Below are 16,011 nucleotides of genomic sequence, written 5' to 3'. Positions count from 1 at the left end.
CCGAGCGGTCCCCTGCAGGCCTCCGGGCCACGCTCGCGGGTACCGAGTGGCGAAGACGACCCGCCTGCGCGAGAGGCTCTCCGGCGGACGACCATCGACAAGGCGCCTTGCGCACTGATGCTCCGCTGCCGCCCGAGCTCCCGCGCCGCCGGGTGACCCGGCATGCTGGGGCAGGACTCCGCCGACGACGCGGATCGGAAGGACGCCATGACCCCGACGACCCCCTCCAGCCGCGAGAGCCTGCTGGTCACCCCTGACGAGCTCGCCGAGCTCATGGCCTCCACCGAGCCGCCGCTCGTCCTCGACGTGCGCTGGCGCCTCGACCGGCCCGACGGCCGCCCGGAGTACCTCGCGGGCCACCTGCCCGGCGCGGTGCACGTCGACCTCGATCACGAGCTGGCCGCCCACGGCGAGCCGGAGGAGGGGCGCCACCCGCTGCCTCCGATCGAGGTGCTGCAGGAGGCGGCGCGCGGCTGGGGGCTCCGCCGGGGCCGGTCCGTCGTCGTGTACGACGACGCGCGTAGCGTCCCGGCCGCGCGGGCCTGGTGGCTGCTGCGGGCGACGGGAGTGGAGGACGTCCGCCTGCTCGACGGGTCGCTCGCCGGCTGGATCCGCTCGGGGCGGGAGCTCGAGACGGGCGACGTCCCGCGCGAGCGGGGCGACGTCGAGCTGGCCTACGGTCGGCTCCCGGTGCTGGACATCGACGAGGCGGCGGCGCTGCCCTCGGCGGGCGTCCTGCTCGACGCCCGCGCGCCTGAGCGGTACCGCGGCGAGGTCGAGCCGATCGACCCGCGGGCGGGCCACATCCCCGGCGCTCGGAACGCTCCGGCGTCCGCGGCGCTCGACTCCGAGGGGCGGTTCCGGCCCGCCTCCGACCTGCGCGCCGGATTCGAGGCGCTCGGCGTGCGGGAGCACGCCCCCGTCGGCGTGTACTGCGGCAGCGGCGTCTCGGCCGCGGTCGACGTCGTCGCGCTCACGCTCGCGGGCTTCGCGCCGGCGCTCTACCCGGGCTCCTGGTCGCAGTGGTCGAGCACGCCGGGCCGGACGGTGGCGACCGGCCCGGAGGCCTGAACCGCCTGCTCCGGAGCGCCCGCGGAGCTCAGCTGAGGCGGGAGTGCTCGCCGAGGTGGTGCCAGGTGCGGTTGTGGTAGACGAGCGGCGCCGTGGTCTCGGAGTCCTCGGGCACGTGGGCCTCGAGGGCGTGCACGGCGACGATCGTGGACGATCCCGCCTCCATGCGGTTGATCACCGTGCCGCGGATCCAGGCGGCGGCGCCCGGGAAGAACGGCTCGCCCGTGGGCAGCCGCGACCAGAGCGACGTGTCGGCGAAGCGGTCGATGCCGCTGGTCGAGCCCAGACGCGCCAGGTCGAGCTGCTCCGCCCCGAGCAGGTGCACGACCAGCGTCTCGGACGCCTGGATGGCCGGAGAGCTGGACGAGGCGGACGAGAGCGAGAAGACGAACAGCGGCGGCTCGGCGCTCACCGAGAAGACGGAGGTCGCGGTCAGGGCGACCGGGCCGGTGCCCGGGTCTGCGGTGATCAGCGCGACTCCGGCGGCGTGGTTGCGGAACGCGAGCTTGAAGTCCTCTGGGGAGAGTCCGGCGAAGGCGCGGTGCTCCGGCTCGCGGTCCGGGGTGGTGGCGAGGTTCTCGCGGCTCATCGGAGACTCCTGATCGATCGAGGGTGCGGCACGGGGTGGTTGCCCGCCGTCGCGCCGCAGCACGGCTCCTCCAGACTGGCGCACCGGCCGGGGGAGGGCCGCCCCATTGCGGAGTATGACGCCGCCACCTCGGGGAACGCCGATCCGCCGCTCCCTGTTCCCGATCACGCCGGATCGGGTGCCCGTCGTCGGCGCCGGCCTCCGCGCGCCCGTCGCTCGCCCTCAGCGCAACCCGTCGCCGCGGCCGCGGTCTGCGCGCAGACTCGAGGGCATGGCCCACCGTCAGCGCACGTCCACCGCGCATCCCGAGAGCAAGACCTGCGCCTCCTGCGGTCGCGAGATCGAGTGGCGCGCGAAGTGGGCACGGGACTGGGAGGACGTCCGCTACTGCTCGGACGCCTGCCGCCGTCGCGGAGTCGGACCGGAGGAGGCGCGGCTCGAGGAGGAGATCCGCACCGTCCTGCTCGCGCGAGCGGCGTCGTCGACGGCGTGCCCGTCCGAGGTCGCGCGCCGGGTCGGCGGCGAGGAGTGGCGGCCGCTGATGGAGCCCGTGCGCCGGGCCGCGCGCCGCCTGGTCGACCGGGGCGAGATCGACATCGTGCAGGGCGGACAGGTCGTCGACCCCTCGCGGGCGAAGGGCCCGATCCGGCTGCGGCGGCGCCCCGGCGGACCCCTGTCGCCGGGCGGCGCCGCGGGCTAGCCTCAGCAGATGCCCAGCAGCGACGCCGTCGTCCTCACCGTCCCCGGACCGCACGGCGACCGGGAGGTGCGGATCTCGAGCCCCGAGCGAGTGCTCTTCCCGGAGCCGGGCATCACCAAGCGCGAGGTCGCGGAGTACCTGATCGCCGTCGGCGAGCCGTTCGTCGCGGCGAACGGCGGCCGCCCCGTCTCGCTGCAGCGGTTCTCCTCTGGGATCGAGGGCGAGCAGTTCTTCTCGAAGAACCCGCCCAAGGGCGCGCCCGAGTACGTCCGGTCCGTCCCGGTGACGTACCCGAGCGGGCGGGTGCATCCGCAGCTCGTGATCGACGAGCCCGCGGCCGCCGTCTGGGCGGCGCAGATGAACACCGTCGTCTTCCACCCGTGGGCGTCCCGCGCCGATGCGCCCGACCTGCCCGACCAGCTCCGGATCGACCTCGACCCGCAGCCCGGCACCGACGTCGCCGACGCGGTCGTCGCCGCGCACGCGCTGCGGGAGGTCCTGCGGGAGGCCGGCCTCGACCCGTTCGTGAAGACGTCCGGCAACCGCGGCCTGCACGTCTTCGCGCCGATCGTCGCCGAGCACGAGTTCCTCGACGTCCGCCACGCGGTGATCGCCGCGGCGCGCGAGCTGGAGCGGCGGATGCCCGAGCAGGTCACGACGGCGTGGTGGAAGGAGGAGCGCGGCGAGCGGATCTTCGTCGACTTCAACCAGGCCAACCGCGACCGGACGATCGCCGGTGCCTACAGCCCGCGGCCGCTCGCGCACGCTCCCGTCTCCACTCCGCTGGACTGGGACGAGCTCGACGGCGTCGACCCGCGGGCCTTCACGATCCGCACGGTCCCGGCGCGCCTCGCCGAGCGCGGTGATCCGTGGGCCCGGATGCACGACGCCCCCGGCCGCCTCGACGCCCTGCTCGGCTGGTGGGAGCGCGATGTCGCCGCCGGCCTCGGCGAGCTGCCGTTCCCGCCCGACTTCCCCAAGATGCCGGGCGAGCCGCCCCGCGTGCAGCCCAGCCGCGCGAAGAAGGCCTAGCCGAGGACGTCGCCGAGGTCGTACGCGGTCGGCTGCTCCAGCTGCTCCATGGTGCAGGAGGCGGCGTCGCGGTCCGGGCGCCAGCGCTCGAACTGCACGGTGTGCCGGAAGCGGTCGCCCTCGCGCTGGTCGTAGCGGACCTCGAGCACGAGCTCGGGACGCAGGCGCACGAAGGAGGTGTCGCGGCCGCTCGAGAACCGGCTCCGCTCGCCCTCGCCGCGCACCGGCGCTCCCCCCGCGTCGCGCTCGACCGCGGGTGCGAGCTCCTCCAGCAGCTGCACGCGACGCTCGTCGCTGAAGGCCGAGGCCCCGCCGACCTGGCGGACCTCTCCGTCGTCGCCGTGCAGGCCGAGCAGGATCGAGCCCACGCCCGGCTTGGAGGCGTGCTCGCGGTACCCGATCGCGATCACGTCGGCCGTGCGGTGGTGCTTGACCTTGAGCACGGCGCGCTTCCCGGGGGAGTAGGGCGCGGCCAGGGGCTTCGCCACGACGCCGTCCAGTCCTGCGCCCTCGAAGCGCTCCAGCCAGTCGCGCGCCAGGGCCTCGTCGTCGGTGGCGCGGCCGAGGTGCAGCGGATGCGGGACGCCGGCCATCACCGCGGCGAGCGCCTCCCGCCGCGCCGAGTACGGCTCCTCGAGCACGCTGCGCCCGTCCACGGCGAGCAGGTCGAAGGCGACGAGCATCGCCGGGGTGGTCTCCGCCAGCATCCTCACGCGGCTCGCGGCCGGATGGATGCGCTGCGAGAGCAGGTCCCAGTCGAGCCGCTGCGCTCCCGGCTCGCCGGTCGCCAGGACGATCTCGCCGTCGAGCACGCAGCCGTCGGGGAGCAGCCGGAGGAAGGCCTCGACGAGCTCGGGGAAGTACCGGGTCAGCGGCTTGGAGCCGCGGCTCCCGATCTCGCACTCCCCGCCGGAGACCGAGACGATCGCGCGGAACCCGTCCCACTTCGGCTCGTAGGAGTATCCGCCCGCGACGGCGGTCTGCTCCGGCACCGCCGGAACGGCCTTGGCGAGCATCGGGGCGAGGGGGAGCGCGAACGGGAGGTCCATGCCCTGATCATCCCGGCCGCGGTCTCCGACCGCACCCCCTTCCGGAAGGCTGTGGACCGGCACGTTCCGGGCCCGCCGCGGAGGTTCGAGGCGTAGCGTTCCCGGCATGAGCATTGACTGGAAGCGCTGGACGCCCGTCGCCGTCGTCCCCGCGGTCGTCGTCGCCGCGGCCGTCGCCCTCCCCCTCTCGGCGAGCGCCGCGGGAGACCTCCCCGAGAAGTCCGCCGCCGACCTCCTCGCCTTCGTCGCCGAGAGCGACGCCACGGCGTTCTCCGGCGAGATCCGGCAGACCTCGGACCTCGGCCTGCCCGACCTCTCGGCGCTCGGCGGCTCGGCCGGCTCGGCGTCCGCCGACCCCGCCGACTCCCTCGTCGAGCTCGCCACGGGCTCGCACCAGGCGCGCGTGTACGTCGACGCCGAGAAGGGCGCGCGCCTCCAGGTGCTCGACCGGCTGGCCGAGCGCGACGTCGTCGCCTCGACGACCGACGGAGTCTGGATCTACGACTCGAGCGCGAACACCGCCACCCACCTCGTGCCTCCCGCGGGCGGAGCCCCCGAGGCCTCGCCGGGCGATCAGGTCGTGACGCCGTCGTCCGCCGCCGAGCGGCTGCTCGCCGCGATCGACCCGACGACCACGGTCGCGGTCGGCTCGGACGTCAGCGTCGCCGGGCGCGACGCGTACGAGCTCGTGCTCACGCCCCGCGCAGGCGGCACCCTCGTGGGCTCCGTGACCGTCTCGGTCGACGGCGAGACGGGCCTCCCGCTCGGGGTAGCCATGACCGCCCGCGGGGGCACCGCGCCCGCGTTCAGCGTCGCGTACACGAGCATTGACTTCTCGACGCCCGACGCGTCCCTCTTCTCCTTCACGCCCCCGGCCGGCGCCGAGGTGACGGAGCAGACCGCTCCGGTCGACGACGAGGCGGACGCCTCCGACGCGCCCGCCGCGGACACCACCGGGCACTCCGACGTCGTCACCACGGGCTCCGGCTGGACGAGCGTCGTCGAGCTGCCCGCCGGTGACGCCGACGCGCTCTCCTCGCTCGACGCGGTCACCACGCCGGTCGACGGCGGCCGCATCCTCTCCTCCGCCCTGCTGACCGTCCTCGTCACCGACGACGGACGCGTCCTCGCCGGAGCGGTCCCGGCCGAGACGCTCCGCGACGCGGCCTCCGCTCGGTGACGGCGGGCGAGCTCGCAGTCGAGACGCGGGGCCTCACCAAGCGCTTCGGGCGCCAGGAGGCGGTCTCCGGTCTCGACCTCGCCGTTCCCCGCGGCGCCGTCTTCGGCTTCCTCGGCCCGAACGGCTCGGGCAAGACCACGACGATCCGGATGCTGCTCGCCCTCGCCGCGCCGACCGCGGGCAGCATCACCGTCCTCGGGCAGGCCATGCCCCGGCGCGCGGCCGAGGTCCTGCCCCGGGTGGGGGCGCTGGTCGAGGGGCCGGGCTTCTACCCGTTCCTCTCCGGAGCGGCCAACCTCCGGCGCTTCGACGCCGCGGAGGCGGGCACCTCGTCCCGCACCCGCGACACCCGTGCGAAGGAGGCCCTCGCCCGCGTCGGTCTCTCGGCCGCGGCGCGCAAGAAGGTCGGCTCCTACTCCCTGGGCATGAAGCAGCGGCTCGGCATCGCGGTCGCCCTGCTCTCGCCGCGCGACCTGATCGTGCTGGACGAGCCCACGAACGGCCTCGATCCGCAGGGCACCCGCGAGGTCCGCGCTCTCGTGCGCGGACTGAACCAGGACGGCACGACCGTCCTCGTCTCCAGCCACCTCCTCGCCGAGATCGAGCAGCTCTGCACCCACGCCGCCGTCATGCGCACCGGGCGCCTCGTCGCCCAGGGCGGGCTCGACGAGCTGCGCGGGGACGCCGCCTCGGTCGAGCTGCTGACGCCCGACCGCGAGCGCGCGATCGTGGCCCTGCACACCCGGGGTCTGGAGCCGCGCACCGCGCCGGGCCCGCACCCCGCCGATCCGCCGCTGGTCGTCGCCGCACTGCCGCCCGGGCTCGAGGCCGAGACGCTGGTCGCCGACCTCGTGCGGGCCGACGTCCGCGTCCGCGGGTTCGCCGTCCGCCGCCCCTCGCTCGAGGAGCGCTTCGTCGAGCTGACCGGGGAGGGCTTCGATGTCGAGCGCTGACGCGACCGTCCGCCGCGCAGGGATCGGGTCCCTGCTCGCCTCCGAGCTCGCCCTGCTCTTCCGTCGGCGCCGCACCTGGGCGCTGCTCGCGGCCCTGGCCGCCATCCCGATCCTGCTCGCCGTCGCGGTGCGGCTCTCGGGCGGGGACGGAGGCGGGCCGTCCTTCGTGGGAGCGATCGCCGGCAACGGCCTCTTCACCGGCTTCGCGGCCATCACGGTCGCCGTCCCGCTGTTCCTCCCGCTCACGGTCGGGGTCGTCGCCGGCGACGCGATCGCGGGCGAGGCCTCGCTCGGGACGCTGCGCTACCTGCTGGTCAGCCCCGTCGGCCGCGTGCGGCTGCTCGCGGTGAAGTTCGCCGCCTCCCTCGCCTTCTGCCTCGCCGCAGCACTCACCGTCATGGTGGTCGGGATCCTGATCGGCCTGGCGCTCTTCCCGGCGGGACCGGTGACGCTCCTCTCCGGCAGCACCGTCCCGCTCGGCGACGCGATCGGCCGGGCCCTGGCGATCGCCGTGTACGCGGCGCTCTCGCTCGTCGGGCTCTCGGCGATCGGCCTCTTCATCTCGACACTGACCGATGTGCCGGTCGGCGCCATGGCGGCCACCGTCGTCGTCTCCATCGCGGCGCAGATCGTCGGCTCGCTCTCGCAGCTGGACGCCCTCCACCCGTTCCTGCTGACGGACCGGTGGTTCGACTTCGCCGACCTCCTGCGCGACCCGATCGCGTGGAGCTCCTTCGGCGAGAACGCGCTGCTCCAGCTCGCCTACGTCGCCGTGTTCGGGTCGCTCGCGATCGGCCGCTTCACCACCCGCGACGTCCTCTCCTGATCCCGGGGACGACGGAGGCCGCCCTCCCGCACTGCGGTGGGGGCGGCCTCCGGGTCGACGGGGTCAGCCCTGCGGAGCGATCCCGAAGCTGACGGAGCCGCCCTCGTCCACCTGCGCGTCGAGGACCTTGTCGCCGAGAGCGACGGAGGCGGCGACGTCGAGGATCACGCGCGCTCCGTCCTGCTCCACGACGGCGTCCGTCGTCTCGGGGGCCGCGGCGACCGCGACAGCGAAGTTGCGGGCGTCGAGATCGGTGCCGCTGATGCGCAGGCCTCCCTCGACGGGGGTCTCGGTCTGCCCGGTGATGGTCTTGACGACGGTGCTGGCGTTGTCGGTGAGCGTGAGCATCGGGTCGTTCCTTCCGTCCGTGGTCGATGAGGGGGCCACGTTGCCGGGATCCGGCGGCACCCTCAAGGCGGCGGAGCGGATGTGGAGGGGATGCACACCTGGACGGTCCGGGGAGTCGCGGCGCTCGCCGGAGCCTCGGCGGGCCGGGGGCGTCGCATCGCCTGCCACACTGGCCGGATGCATCCCGCCGACTCCTGCCCCTGCGGAAGCCGCCGCCACTACGCCGACTGCTGCCGCCCCGCCCACCTCGGCGAGGAGCCCTCGCCGACGGCGGAGCGCCTGATGCGCAGCCGCTACAGCGCGAACGTCCTCGGCAGCGCTCCCTACCTGCTCGCGAGCTGGCACCCCTCGACCCGGCCGCGCCGCATCGACCTCGATCCCGACGTCCAGTGGCGCCGGCTCCAGATCGTCGACACCTCGTTCGGCGGGGAGGGCGACGAGGAGGGCCTGGTCGAGTTCCGCGCCTCCTACCGCTCGCCCGCCGGCCCCGGCCTCGTGCACGAGCGCAGCCGCTTCCTGCGCGAGGACGGTCGCTGGCTCTACGTCGACGGCGAGATGCTCGGCGACGAGGCCTGATCCGTCCGGGCCGTCCTACTCTGGAGGCATGGCCAAGGACTTCCGCCGGGCGGACGACGCGTCGCGCTACGAGCTCCACCTCGACGGCGCCCTGGTGGGCGTCCTCGACTACCGCGAGGCGCCCGGCAGCGTCTCCCTCGTCCGCTCCTTCACGACCCCGCCCTTCCGAGGCCGCGGGCTCGCAGGGGAGCTGGTCTCCTTCGCCGTCGACGACATCGAGGCCGCCGGCGGGCGGAGCGTCGTGCCGATGTGCTGGTACGTCGGACAGTGGTTCGAGCAGCACCCCGAGAAGGCGCACCTCCTCGCTCCCTCCTGAGCCGCTCACTCACTCGCGGACCGCGGGCTCCACTCCGGCCAGGTCCGGGCCGAGGCCGATGTCGACCAGGCGCAGACGGCCCGCGTAGGAGTCGCCCGGAGGCAGCAGCAGACCGGCCTTGATCGCGCCGAAGGTGACCGTCACATCGGCGCGCAGCACGGTGGGATCGGGGACCGACCCGTCGTCGGGATGGACGCCGCTCGGCAGGTCGACCGCGACGACCACCGGGCGCTCGGCCCGCCGCTCCAGCGCGTCGAGCACCGCCTCGACGACGACGCGCGGCCGTCCCCGCAGCGCGGGCTCCGTCGCTCCGATGCCGAGGATCCCGTCGACCAGGACATCCGCCCGCGCCACCGCCGCGGCGAGGCCGGGCGCGTCGTCGGCCGGCACCTGCCCGCAGCCCTCGTCGAGCGCCACGGCGAGGCCCCGGCGGTGCACCCGCTCGGCCGTGAGGACGAGGACGACGTCGGTTCCGGAGGAGGAGAGCTCGGCGGCCGCGTAGAGCGCGTCACCGCCGTTGTCGCCCGGACCGACCAGGACGAGCACCGAGGCCGGACGGGAGCGGTCGGAGCGCCCGGCGAGCACGAGACGCAGCTCGCGGGCGAGGCCGTCGGCGGCGCGCTGCATCAGCGGCTCCCGCCGGGCCAGGTGCGGAGCCTCGGCGGCCCGCACCTGCGCGGACGTGTATCCCTCGACCATGCGCTCCACTGTGCGCGCGGCGCTGCGGGCGTGCAACCCCGTCAGCTCTCCTGCACCGCCCGGTCCGACTCCTCGACGATCGCCCGCATCGCGGCCTCCGCAGCGTCCGCGTCGCCCGAGGCGACGGCGGCGGCCACCGCCCGGTGCAGCCGCACCGCGGTGGAGTCGGCCTCGCGCGGCATGAGCGCATTGCGGGTGCGGCCGGCGAGGACCTCGGCGACCAGATCGCCCAGCTGCGCGAGCATCCGGTTGCCGGACGCGGCCAGGAGGGAGCGGTGGAAGGCGGTGTCGGCGGCGAGGTAGGCGGACTGGTCGGCTGCGCGGGAGTGGGTGGAGAGGGCGTCGCCCGCCTCCGTGAGCGTCCGCCGCTGCTCCTCGGTCGCGTTCGCCGCGGCGAGCCGGGCCGCGAGCGGCTCCACCCCGAGGCGGAGCTCGCTGAGCTGGTGCAGCTGGCGCCGCCGGTCCGGGCCGTCCAGTCCCCATGCGACGACCCGCGTGTCCAGGGCGTTCCAGCACTCCGGAGGCTGGACCCGCGTCCCCGCGCGGCGGCGGGACGTCACGAGCCCGAGCGTCTCGAGGACGCGCACCGCCTCCCGCATCACCGAGCGGGAGACCCCGCGCCGCTCCGCACGCTCGTCGGCGCTGAAGGTGGTGCCCGGCGCGAGCTCGCCGCGCACGATCTGCGAGCCGAGCTCGTCCAGCACCGAGTGGTGCAGCGAGGGCGTCGGCGCGGGCATGCGGTCATCCTGCCATCGCCGGAGTCGCGCCCCGGCCGATCTTCGGGCATGATCGGGACACACGCAGGTTATGTCGGACAAAAGCCGGCCGCTGGCCGTCGGCTCGACCAAGGACGCTCATGACACCGACCCTCCTCCCCGCCCTCCGCGCCGCCGCCGGGGACGCGCCGGCCACCACCGCCGGGCAGGGGCAGCTGATCCTCGCCGCCGTCGTCGGCATCGCCGTGATCGTCGTGCTGATCACCTGGCTGAAGCTGCACCCCTTCGTCTCCCTGCTGATCGGAGCGCTGACGACGGGCCTGATCGCGGGGCTGGCGGCGGCGGACGCGGTCGCCAGCTTCGCGCTGGGGTTCGGCAACACCATGGGCGGCGTCGGCATCCTCATCGGCCTCGGCGCGATGTACGGCAAGCTCCTCGCCGACTCGGGCGGCGCGGACCGCATCGTGGACACCCTCATCGCCCGCTCGAGCACTCGCGCGCTGCCCTGGATGATGGGCTTCGTCGGCGCGCTGATCGGGCTGCCGATGTTCTTCGAGGTCGGGCTCGTGCTGCTGATCCCGGTCGTGATCCTGGTCGCCCGCCGGAGCGGTCTGCCGCTGATGAAGGTGGCGATCCCGACGCTCGCCGGCCTCTCGGTGATGCACGGCCTCGTCCCGCCCCACCCCGGACCGCTGGTCGCGATCGACGCGCTCGGCGCGAACCTCGGCGTGACCCTCGCGTTCGGCGTCCTGGTCGCGATCCCCACCGTCGTCGTCGCCGGCCCGCTCTTCGGCCGGGTCGCCGCCCGCTGGGCGCCGGTGGAGACGCCGCCGCTCTTCGGCGAGGGCGCGGGCGAGACGCGCGAGCACCGCCCGGGCTTCGCCGCCGCCGTCGCGAGCATCCTGCTGCCGGTCGTGCTGATGCTGGGCAAGGCGATCGCCGACATCGCGGCCCCGGGCTCCACGGACGCCTGGAAGGGGGCCCTCGACTTCCTCGGCACGCCGACCATCGCGCTGGGGATCGCGCTCCTGGCCGGTCTGGTCCTGCTCGGCCGCGGCGGCCGGATGAACCGCACCGAGCTGCAGGCCTCGCTCTCGAGCTCGCTGCCGCCGATCGCGGGCATCCTGCTCATCGTCGGCGCGGGCGGCGGTTTCAAGCAGGTCCTCGTCGACACCGGGATCGGCGGGGTGGTCGCCCAGCTCGCGGAGGGGAGCGGCGCCTCGGCGCTGCTGCTCGCCTGGCTCGTGGCCGTCGTGATCCGCGTCGCCACCGGCTCCGCGACCGTCGCCACCGTGACCGCCGCAGGGATCCTCCAGCCGCTGACCGAGACCATGGACGGGCCGATGGTCGCCCTCATGGTGCTCGCGATCGGCGCCGGCTCGGTGTTCCTGTCGCACGTCAACGACGCCGGGTTCTGGCTGGTGAAGGAGTACCTCGGGCTCAGCATCGGCCAGACGCTCAAGACCTGGACCGTGATGGAGTGCCTGGTCTCGGTGACCGGGCTCGCCGGGGTCCTCCTGATCGGTCTCTTCGTAGGAGGTATCTGATGACCGCTCTTCCCACCGTCCCCGTCCGCGCCGTCGTCGTCATGGGCGTCTCCGGCAGCGGCAAGTCGACCGTCGCGTCGCTCCTGGCGCGCCGACTGGGCTGGGAGTTCCTCGAGGGGGACGACCTGCACCCGCAGGCGAATGTCGACAAGATGCACGCCGGCATCCCGCTGACCGACGAGGACCGGGCGCCCTGGCTGGCCGAGATCGCCCGCGTGGTGGACCAGCGGATCGCCGCGGGCGGCTCGGTCGTCGTGACCTGCTCTGCCCTGCGCCGCCGCTACCGCGACGTCCTGCGCCGCGACGACCTCGTCTTCGCGCACCTCGCGGGATCGAGGGACCGTATCGCCGGGCGGCTCGCCTCGCGGGTCGGCCACTTCATGCCGACCACGCTGCTCGACTCGCAGTTCGAGGCGCTCGAGCCCCTCGGCGACGACGAGCTCCACGTCACGGTCGACGTGGGCGGCGCTCCGGAGGAGGAGATCGCCGAGATCCTCGGAGGGCTCGGCCTCGCCCCCGCGGGCGCCTAGCCCAGCAGCGCCTCCACCGGCACGGCCGGGAGGTCGAAGGCCGCGGCGACGGCGGCGTTCGTCACCCGGCCGTCGTGGGTGCTCAGGCCGCGGGCGAGCGCCGGGTCGGCGGCCAGGGCGGCCCGCCACCCGCGGTCGGCCAGCGCGAGCGCGTAGGGGAGCGTCGCGTTGGTGAGCGCGCGGGTCGAGGTCTCGGGAACGGCGCCGGGCATGTTCGCGACGCAGTAGTAGACGCTCCGGTGCACGGGGAACACCGGGTCGTCGTGCGTGGTCGGACGCGAGCCCTCGAAGCAGCCGCCCTGGTCGATCGCGATGTCGACCAGCACCGAGCCCGGCTTCATCGTGGCGACCATCTCGTCGGTCACCAGCTTGGGCGCCTTGGCGCCCGGGATGAGGACGGATCCGATCACGAGGTCGGCGTCGGCCAGCTGCGCGGCGATCTCGTAGGCCGAGGAGGCGCGGGTCTGGATCGCGCCCTGGAAGCGGTTCTCGAGCTGCGCGAGGCGGGGGAGCGAGAGGTCGACGATCGTGACGTCGGCCCCCATGCCGAGGGCGTTGGCCGCGGCGTGCTCGCCGGCCGTGCCGCCGCCGATCACGACGACCCTCGCCTTCGGAGTGCCGGGGACCCCGCCGAGCAGCGTGCCCCGTCCGCCGACGGCGCTCATGAGATGGTAGGCGCCGACCGTTATCGACAGGCGCCCGGCGACCTCGCTCATCGGCGAGAGCAGCGGCAGCCGCCGGTCGTCCAGCTGGACCGTCTCGTAGGCGATGGAGGTCGTCCCCGCCGCGAGCAGCGCATCGGTGCACGGGCGGGAGGCGGCGAGGTGGAGGTAGGTGAAGAGCACCTGGTCGCGGCGCATCCGCGGGTACTCGGCCTCGATCGGCTCCTTGACCTTGAGGACCAGCTCGGACTCGCCCCAGACCTCGTCGGGCCCGTCGACGACGAGGGCGCCGGCGCGGCGGAAGTCGTCGTCCGACACGCGCGAGCCCAGGCCCGCGCCGGCCTCGACGAGGACCTCGTGGCCGCGGCGCACCAGCTCGTGGACGCCGGCCGGAGTGGCGGCGACCCGGTTCTCGTTGTTCTTGATCTCGGTGGGGATCCCGACGCGCACGGCGGCTCCTTCGCTGCGGCCCGCGGGGCGGGCGGTGGGCGCCGATCCTGCACCGGCTCTGCCCCCATCGTGCGAAGATCGTGCCCGGAGCGGAGGAACTCCGCAGGATCGGTCGGAAGTCACCGCACGGGCCGAAGGTTCGTCGGCGGAGTGAGGGAGCGGGCGCATGCCACCGAAGGATCTGCACGACCTCGACGACCTGGATCCGGTCGATCGGACCCTGGTGCGCCTCCTCCGCGCCGACGCGCGGACGCCCAACAGCCGGCTCGCCGAGCGCGCCGGCATCGCCCCGTCGACCTGCGTCGCACGCGTCCGGGGCCTCGTCGAGCGCGGCGTCATCACCGGCTTCACCGCCGAGCTCGACCCGGCGGCGCTCGGCCTGACCCTGCAGGCGCTGATCAGCGTCAGCATCCGCGTCGGCCAGCGCCAGGCGATCACGCGCTTCGCGGAGGAGATCCGCGCGCTGCCAGAGGTGGTGCAGGTGTTCTTCCTCGGCGGCTCGGAGGACTTCATCATCCACGTCGCGGTCCGCGACTCCAGCGACGTGCGGGACTTCGTGGTCTCGAACCTCTCGGCGAACCCGGCGGTGGCCTCGACGCGCACGAGCCTGGTGTTCGACCACCACCGCAAGGGCCCGGCGGTCCCCGAGTAGCGCGAGCCGGCGCGGCCCGAGCGGCCGCTCGGCCCGCGCCCGTCCCTCGGGGCTAGTGCGCCCCGGGGTTCACGTCGCCGCCCCCGCGCTGCATGAGGCCGGGGATGCGCTTGGCGAGCCCCGGGATCGCCTCGTCCGAGATCGAGATGCGCGTGTCGCGCAGGCGCTGGCGCAGCAGGGTCTCGACGTCCTCCTCCGGTCGCAGCTCGGCGTCGCCGGCGACCTGCAGCAGCACGCCGCGCAGCTTCTCGTCGAGCTGTGCGTCGTCGCTGCCGTGCTGGATCGGGTGGTCCTGGGATGCGTTCGTCATGCCTCCATGCTGGCACCGGCGACCCCGTGCCGAGAGGACTTGCGCCGCGGCAGGATGGTCGCATGCCGTTCACCCGCGCCGAGCTCGCAGCGTTCCAGGACCGCACCGTCGAGGACCTGCTGGGCGACGACGTCCGGCTCCTCTTCGTCGGCATCAACCCGGGACTGTGGACCGCCGCCACCGGCGCGCACTTCGCCCACCCCGGCAACCGCTTCTACCCGGCGCTCGTCGCGGCCGGGATCCTCGAGCGCGCGCCGCGCGTGTCCGAGGGGATGAGCGCCGCGGACCGCGCGGAGCTCGTCTCCCGCGGCGTCGGCATCACCAATCTCGCCTCCCGGGCGACCGCCCGCGCCGACGAGCTGACCGCGGAGGAGCTGCGCGAGGGCGCTCAGCGGCTGGTCGCCACCGTGGAGCGGGTGCGGCCCCGGGCCGTCGCGGTCGTCGGCATCACCGCCTACCGGATCGCGTTCGGACGCCGCAGGGCGGTGCAGGGCAGGCAGGAGGAGGACGTGGCGGGCGCGCCGCTCTGGGTGCTGCCGAACCCGAGCGGCCTGAACGCGCACGACACCGTCGCCTCGCTCGGGCGCGCCTACCGCGAGCCGGCGCTCGAGGCGGGGATCGTCTCTTCCGACGCGCTCCTGCCCGGGGACGTCGGACCCCGCCCGCAGGAATAGCCGTCGACCCCCGGAGGTTGCAGAAGTCCATGAGTATGCATGAAGTCAAGTTCGGCGTCGACACGTTCGGCGACGTCACCGCCGGCCCCGACGGCGCCCCGCTGCCGCACGGCCAGGTCCTCCGCGACGTGGTCGAGGAGGGAGTCCTGGCCGACCGGGTCGGCATCGACTTCTTCGGGATCGGCGAGCACCACCGCGCCGACTTCGCCGTGAGCGCACCGGACGTCGTGCTCGCCGCGATCGCGGCCCGCACCGAGCGCATCCACCTCGGCTCCGCCGTGACGGTCCTCTCCTCGGACGACCCGGTGCGCGTCTACCAGCGCTTCGCCACCCTCGACGGACTCTCCGGCGGCCGGGCCGAGGTCATCCTCGGCCGCGGCTCCTTCACCGAGTCCTTCCCGCTCTTCGGCTACGACCTCGCGCAGTACGAGGTCCTCTTCGAGGAGAAGCTCGACCTCTTCCACGCCCTGATCCAGGGCGGCCCGGTCACCTGGCAGGGCACGACCCGCCCCGCGCTCACCGAGCAGAGCGTCTACCCGACGCTCGACAACGGCACCCTCCGCACCTGGATCGGCGTCGGCGGCAGCCCCGAGTCGGTCGTCCGCGCCGCCCGGTACGGCTTCCCGCTCGTCCTGGCGATCATCGGCGGCTCGCCGGCCCGCTTCCGCCCCTACGTCGACCTCTTCGGCCGCGCGCTCGACCAGCTCGAGCAGCCCCGCCTCCCGGTCGCCGTGCACTCGCCCGGCTTCGTCGCCGACACCGACGAGGAGGCGCGCGAGCTGTACTTCCCGCACCACAAGGCGATGATGGACGCCATCGGCCGCGAGCGCGGCTGGTCCCCGATGACCCGCGAGCGCTTCGAGGAGGAGGCCGGCCCCGACGGCGCCATCCACCTCGGCTCGCCCGAGACGGTCGCCCGGAAGATCGCGCGAACGGTCGAGGCCCTGGGCATCGACCGCTTCGACCTCAAGTACAGCGCCGGGACGTTGCCGCACCCGGCGATCATGCGCAACATCGAGCTCTACGGCACGCAGGTCATCCCGCGGGTGCGCGAGCTGCTCGCGCACTGACCCCCGCCGGGCGCCCGTTCCCCCGCTGGGCGCTCGGCGCGTTCCGAGCCGACGCGGTGCG

Annotated in this window: 20 protein-coding genes; 13 read left to right on the top strand and 7 right to left on the bottom strand. The window is 74.5% G+C overall.

Annotated elements, in window-relative coordinates:
• The first annotated feature begins 207 nt into the window (after positions 1 to 207).
• Positions 208 to 1,071: a sulfurtransferase gene (locus C5C10_RS07385; RefSeq protein ID WP_104328939.1), complete on the top strand. Its 864-nt coding sequence runs from the start codon at positions 208 to 210 to the stop codon at positions 1,069 to 1,071.
• A 28-nt stretch (positions 1,072 to 1,099) separates the two neighbouring features.
• On the opposite strand, the gene C5C10_RS07380 is transcribed toward C5C10_RS07385, so the two are convergent.
• Positions 1,100 to 1,660 carry a flavin reductase family protein gene (locus tag C5C10_RS07380; protein ID WP_104222547.1) on the bottom strand — a complete coding sequence of 187 codons (561 nt, stop codon included), beginning with the start codon at positions 1,658 to 1,660 and terminating at the stop codon, positions 1,100 to 1,102.
• A 271-nt stretch (positions 1,661 to 1,931) separates the two neighbouring features.
• Between C5C10_RS07380 and C5C10_RS07375 the strand changes: the two genes are divergently transcribed.
• Positions 1,932 to 2,360, top strand: coding sequence for a DUF2256 and DUF3253 domain-containing protein (locus C5C10_RS07375; protein WP_104233370.1), 429 nt, complete (start codon positions 1,932 to 1,934; stop codon positions 2,358 to 2,360).
• Positions 2,361 to 2,369: 9 nt separating this feature from the next.
• Complete coding sequence (gene ligD, locus C5C10_RS07370; RefSeq protein ID WP_181028781.1) at positions 2,370 to 3,392, top strand: non-homologous end-joining DNA ligase; 1,023 nt, start codon at positions 2,370 to 2,372, stop codon at positions 3,390 to 3,392.
• On the opposite strand, the gene C5C10_RS07365 is transcribed toward ligD, so the two are convergent.
• Positions 3,389 to 4,441 (bottom strand): ATP-dependent DNA ligase, encoded by a 1,053-nt coding sequence (locus C5C10_RS07365; RefSeq protein ID WP_104255474.1) that lies wholly within the window; start codon positions 4,439 to 4,441, stop codon positions 3,389 to 3,391. The genes ligD and C5C10_RS07365 overlap by 4 nt on opposite strands.
• A 106-nt stretch (positions 4,442 to 4,547) precedes the next feature.
• On the opposite strand from C5C10_RS07365, the gene C5C10_RS07360 reads away from it, so the two are divergent.
• The 3 genes from C5C10_RS07360 to C5C10_RS07350 are packed head-to-tail and all read left to right on the top strand — an operon-like array spanning position 4,548 to position 7,400.
• Positions 4,548 to 5,621, top strand: a complete 1,074-nt coding sequence (locus tag C5C10_RS07360) for a DUF2092 domain-containing protein (RefSeq protein WP_104328925.1) — start codon at positions 4,548 to 4,550, stop codon at positions 5,619 to 5,621.
• A complete protein-coding gene (locus C5C10_RS07355) occupies positions 5,618 to 6,574 on the top strand; it encodes an ABC transporter ATP-binding protein (protein WP_104238593.1) in 957 nt (318 codons plus the stop codon). Before C5C10_RS07360 ends, C5C10_RS07355 begins: the two co-directional genes overlap by 4 nt.
• On the top strand, positions 6,561 to 7,400 hold the full coding sequence (locus tag C5C10_RS07350; RefSeq protein ID WP_104250736.1) for an ABC transporter permease: 840 nt from the start codon (positions 6,561 to 6,563) through the stop codon (positions 7,398 to 7,400). The genes C5C10_RS07355 and C5C10_RS07350 overlap by 14 nt, the downstream gene beginning before the upstream one ends.
• Positions 7,401 to 7,463: 63 nt before the next feature.
• On the opposite strand, the gene C5C10_RS07345 is transcribed toward C5C10_RS07350, so the two are convergent.
• Entirely contained in the window at positions 7,464 to 7,748 is a 285-nt protein-coding gene (locus C5C10_RS07345) for a hypothetical protein (protein ID WP_104328924.1), read from the bottom strand.
• Between the two features lie 177 nt (positions 7,749 to 7,925).
• Here C5C10_RS07345 and C5C10_RS07340 point away from each other — a divergent pair, with 177 nt between their 5' ends.
• Positions 7,926 to 8,324 carry a YchJ family protein gene (locus C5C10_RS07340; RefSeq protein WP_104225449.1) on the top strand — a complete coding sequence of 133 codons (399 nt, stop codon included), beginning with the start codon at positions 7,926 to 7,928 and terminating at the stop codon, positions 8,322 to 8,324.
• A 28-nt stretch (positions 8,325 to 8,352) separates the two neighbouring features.
• A complete protein-coding gene (locus tag C5C10_RS07335) occupies positions 8,353 to 8,640 on the top strand; it encodes a GNAT family N-acetyltransferase (RefSeq protein ID WP_104222554.1) in 288 nt (95 codons plus the stop codon).
• 9 nt (positions 8,641 to 8,649) lie between these two features.
• On the opposite strand, the gene C5C10_RS07330 is transcribed toward C5C10_RS07335, so the two are convergent.
• Positions 8,650 to 9,339, bottom strand: coding sequence for an NAD(P)H-hydrate epimerase (locus C5C10_RS07330; RefSeq protein WP_104328923.1), 690 nt, complete (start codon positions 9,337 to 9,339; stop codon positions 8,650 to 8,652).
• Between the two features lie 41 nt (positions 9,340 to 9,380).
• The gene (locus C5C10_RS07325) at positions 9,381 to 10,076 is read right to left on the bottom strand and encodes a FadR/GntR family transcriptional regulator (protein ID WP_104318946.1); all 696 of its coding nucleotides are present in this window, start codon (positions 10,074 to 10,076) and stop codon (positions 9,381 to 9,383) included.
• A 119-nt stretch (positions 10,077 to 10,195) separates the two neighbouring features.
• On the opposite strand from C5C10_RS07325, the gene C5C10_RS07320 reads away from it, so the two are divergent.
• Positions 10,196 to 11,602: a GntP family permease gene (locus C5C10_RS07320; protein WP_104273301.1), complete on the top strand. Its 1,407-nt coding sequence runs from the start codon at positions 10,196 to 10,198 to the stop codon at positions 11,600 to 11,602.
• Complete coding sequence (locus tag C5C10_RS07315) at positions 11,602 to 12,132, top strand: gluconokinase (protein WP_104225392.1); 531 nt, start codon at positions 11,602 to 11,604, stop codon at positions 12,130 to 12,132. Before C5C10_RS07320 ends, C5C10_RS07315 begins: the two co-directional genes overlap by 1 nt.
• Here C5C10_RS07315 and ald read toward each other — a convergent pair.
• Positions 12,129 to 13,244 (bottom strand): alanine dehydrogenase, encoded by a 1,116-nt coding sequence (gene ald / locus C5C10_RS07310; RefSeq protein WP_104328922.1) that lies wholly within the window; start codon positions 13,242 to 13,244, stop codon positions 12,129 to 12,131. The two genes, C5C10_RS07315 and ald, sit on opposite strands and share 4 nt — an antisense overlap.
• Positions 13,245 to 13,410: 166 nt before the next feature.
• On the opposite strand from ald, the gene C5C10_RS07305 reads away from it, so the two are divergent.
• The gene (locus tag C5C10_RS07305) at positions 13,411 to 13,896 is read left to right on the top strand and encodes an Lrp/AsnC family transcriptional regulator (RefSeq protein WP_104222560.1); all 486 of its coding nucleotides are present in this window, start codon (positions 13,411 to 13,413) and stop codon (positions 13,894 to 13,896) included.
• Between the two features lie 52 nt (positions 13,897 to 13,948).
• Here C5C10_RS07305 and C5C10_RS07300 read toward each other — a convergent pair whose 3' ends face one another.
• Entirely contained in the window at positions 13,949 to 14,206 is a 258-nt protein-coding gene (locus C5C10_RS07300) for a hypothetical protein (protein ID WP_104222561.1), read from the bottom strand.
• A gap of 62 nt (positions 14,207 to 14,268) precedes the next feature.
• Here C5C10_RS07300 and C5C10_RS07295 point away from each other — a divergent pair, with 62 nt between their 5' ends.
• On the top strand, positions 14,269 to 14,880 hold the full coding sequence (locus tag C5C10_RS07295) for a mismatch-specific DNA-glycosylase (RefSeq protein ID WP_104222562.1): 612 nt from the start codon (positions 14,269 to 14,271) through the stop codon (positions 14,878 to 14,880).
• 35 nt (positions 14,881 to 14,915) lie between these two features.
• Positions 14,916 to 15,950, top strand: coding sequence for an LLM class flavin-dependent oxidoreductase (locus tag C5C10_RS07290; RefSeq protein ID WP_104225389.1), 1,035 nt, complete (start codon positions 14,916 to 14,918; stop codon positions 15,948 to 15,950).
• Positions 15,951 to 16,011 lie beyond the last annotated feature (61 nt).

Origin of the sequence: Rathayibacter sp. AY1A3 (assembly GCF_002930975.1) — a bacterium.
In the GTDB taxonomy this organism is placed as follows: domain Bacteria; phylum Actinomycetota; class Actinomycetes; order Actinomycetales; family Microbacteriaceae; genus Rathayibacter.
This window is presented reverse-complemented; position numbering and strand designations above follow the sequence as displayed.

Excerpts from the sequence above, each read along its gene's own strand:
- C5C10_RS07385 (WP_104328939.1), top strand. The coding sequence starts at position 208 with ATGACCCCGACGACCCCCTCCAGCCGCGAGAGCCTGCTGGTCACCCCT.
- C5C10_RS07380 (WP_104222547.1), bottom strand. The coding sequence starts at position 1,660 with ATGAGCCGCGAGAACCTCGCCACCACCCCGGACCGCGAGCCGGAGCAC.
- C5C10_RS07375 (WP_104233370.1), top strand. The coding sequence starts at position 1,932 with ATGGCCCACCGTCAGCGCACGTCCACCGCGCATCCCGAGAGCAAGACC.
- ligD (WP_181028781.1), top strand. The coding sequence starts at position 2,370 with ATGCCCAGCAGCGACGCCGTCGTCCTCACCGTCCCCGGACCGCACGGC.
- C5C10_RS07365 (WP_104255474.1), bottom strand. The coding sequence starts at position 4,441 with ATGGACCTCCCGTTCGCGCTCCCCCTCGCCCCGATGCTCGCCAAGGCC.
- C5C10_RS07360 (WP_104328925.1), top strand. The coding sequence starts at position 4,548 with ATGAGCATTGACTGGAAGCGCTGGACGCCCGTCGCCGTCGTCCCCGCG.
- C5C10_RS07350 (WP_104250736.1), top strand. The coding sequence starts at position 6,561 with ATGTCGAGCGCTGACGCGACCGTCCGCCGCGCAGGGATCGGGTCCCTG.
- C5C10_RS07345 (WP_104328924.1), bottom strand. The coding sequence starts at position 7,748 with ATGCTCACGCTCACCGACAACGCCAGCACCGTCGTCAAGACCATCACC.
- C5C10_RS07340 (WP_104225449.1), top strand. The coding sequence starts at position 7,926 with ATGCATCCCGCCGACTCCTGCCCCTGCGGAAGCCGCCGCCACTACGCC.
- C5C10_RS07335 (WP_104222554.1), top strand. The coding sequence starts at position 8,353 with ATGGCCAAGGACTTCCGCCGGGCGGACGACGCGTCGCGCTACGAGCTC.
- C5C10_RS07330 (WP_104328923.1), bottom strand. The coding sequence starts at position 9,339 with ATGGTCGAGGGATACACGTCCGCGCAGGTGCGGGCCGCCGAGGCTCCG.
- C5C10_RS07325 (WP_104318946.1), bottom strand. The coding sequence starts at position 10,076 with ATGCCCGCGCCGACGCCCTCGCTGCACCACTCGGTGCTGGACGAGCTC.
- C5C10_RS07320 (WP_104273301.1), top strand. The coding sequence starts at position 10,196 with ATGACACCGACCCTCCTCCCCGCCCTCCGCGCCGCCGCCGGGGACGCG.
- C5C10_RS07315 (WP_104225392.1), top strand. The coding sequence starts at position 11,602 with ATGACCGCTCTTCCCACCGTCCCCGTCCGCGCCGTCGTCGTCATGGGC.
- C5C10_RS07305 (WP_104222560.1), top strand. The coding sequence starts at position 13,411 with ATGCCACCGAAGGATCTGCACGACCTCGACGACCTGGATCCGGTCGAT.
- C5C10_RS07300 (WP_104222561.1), bottom strand. The coding sequence starts at position 14,206 with ATGACGAACGCATCCCAGGACCACCCGATCCAGCACGGCAGCGACGAC.
- C5C10_RS07295 (WP_104222562.1), top strand. The coding sequence starts at position 14,269 with ATGCCGTTCACCCGCGCCGAGCTCGCAGCGTTCCAGGACCGCACCGTC.
- C5C10_RS07290 (WP_104225389.1), top strand. The coding sequence starts at position 14,916 with ATGCATGAAGTCAAGTTCGGCGTCGACACGTTCGGCGACGTCACCGCC.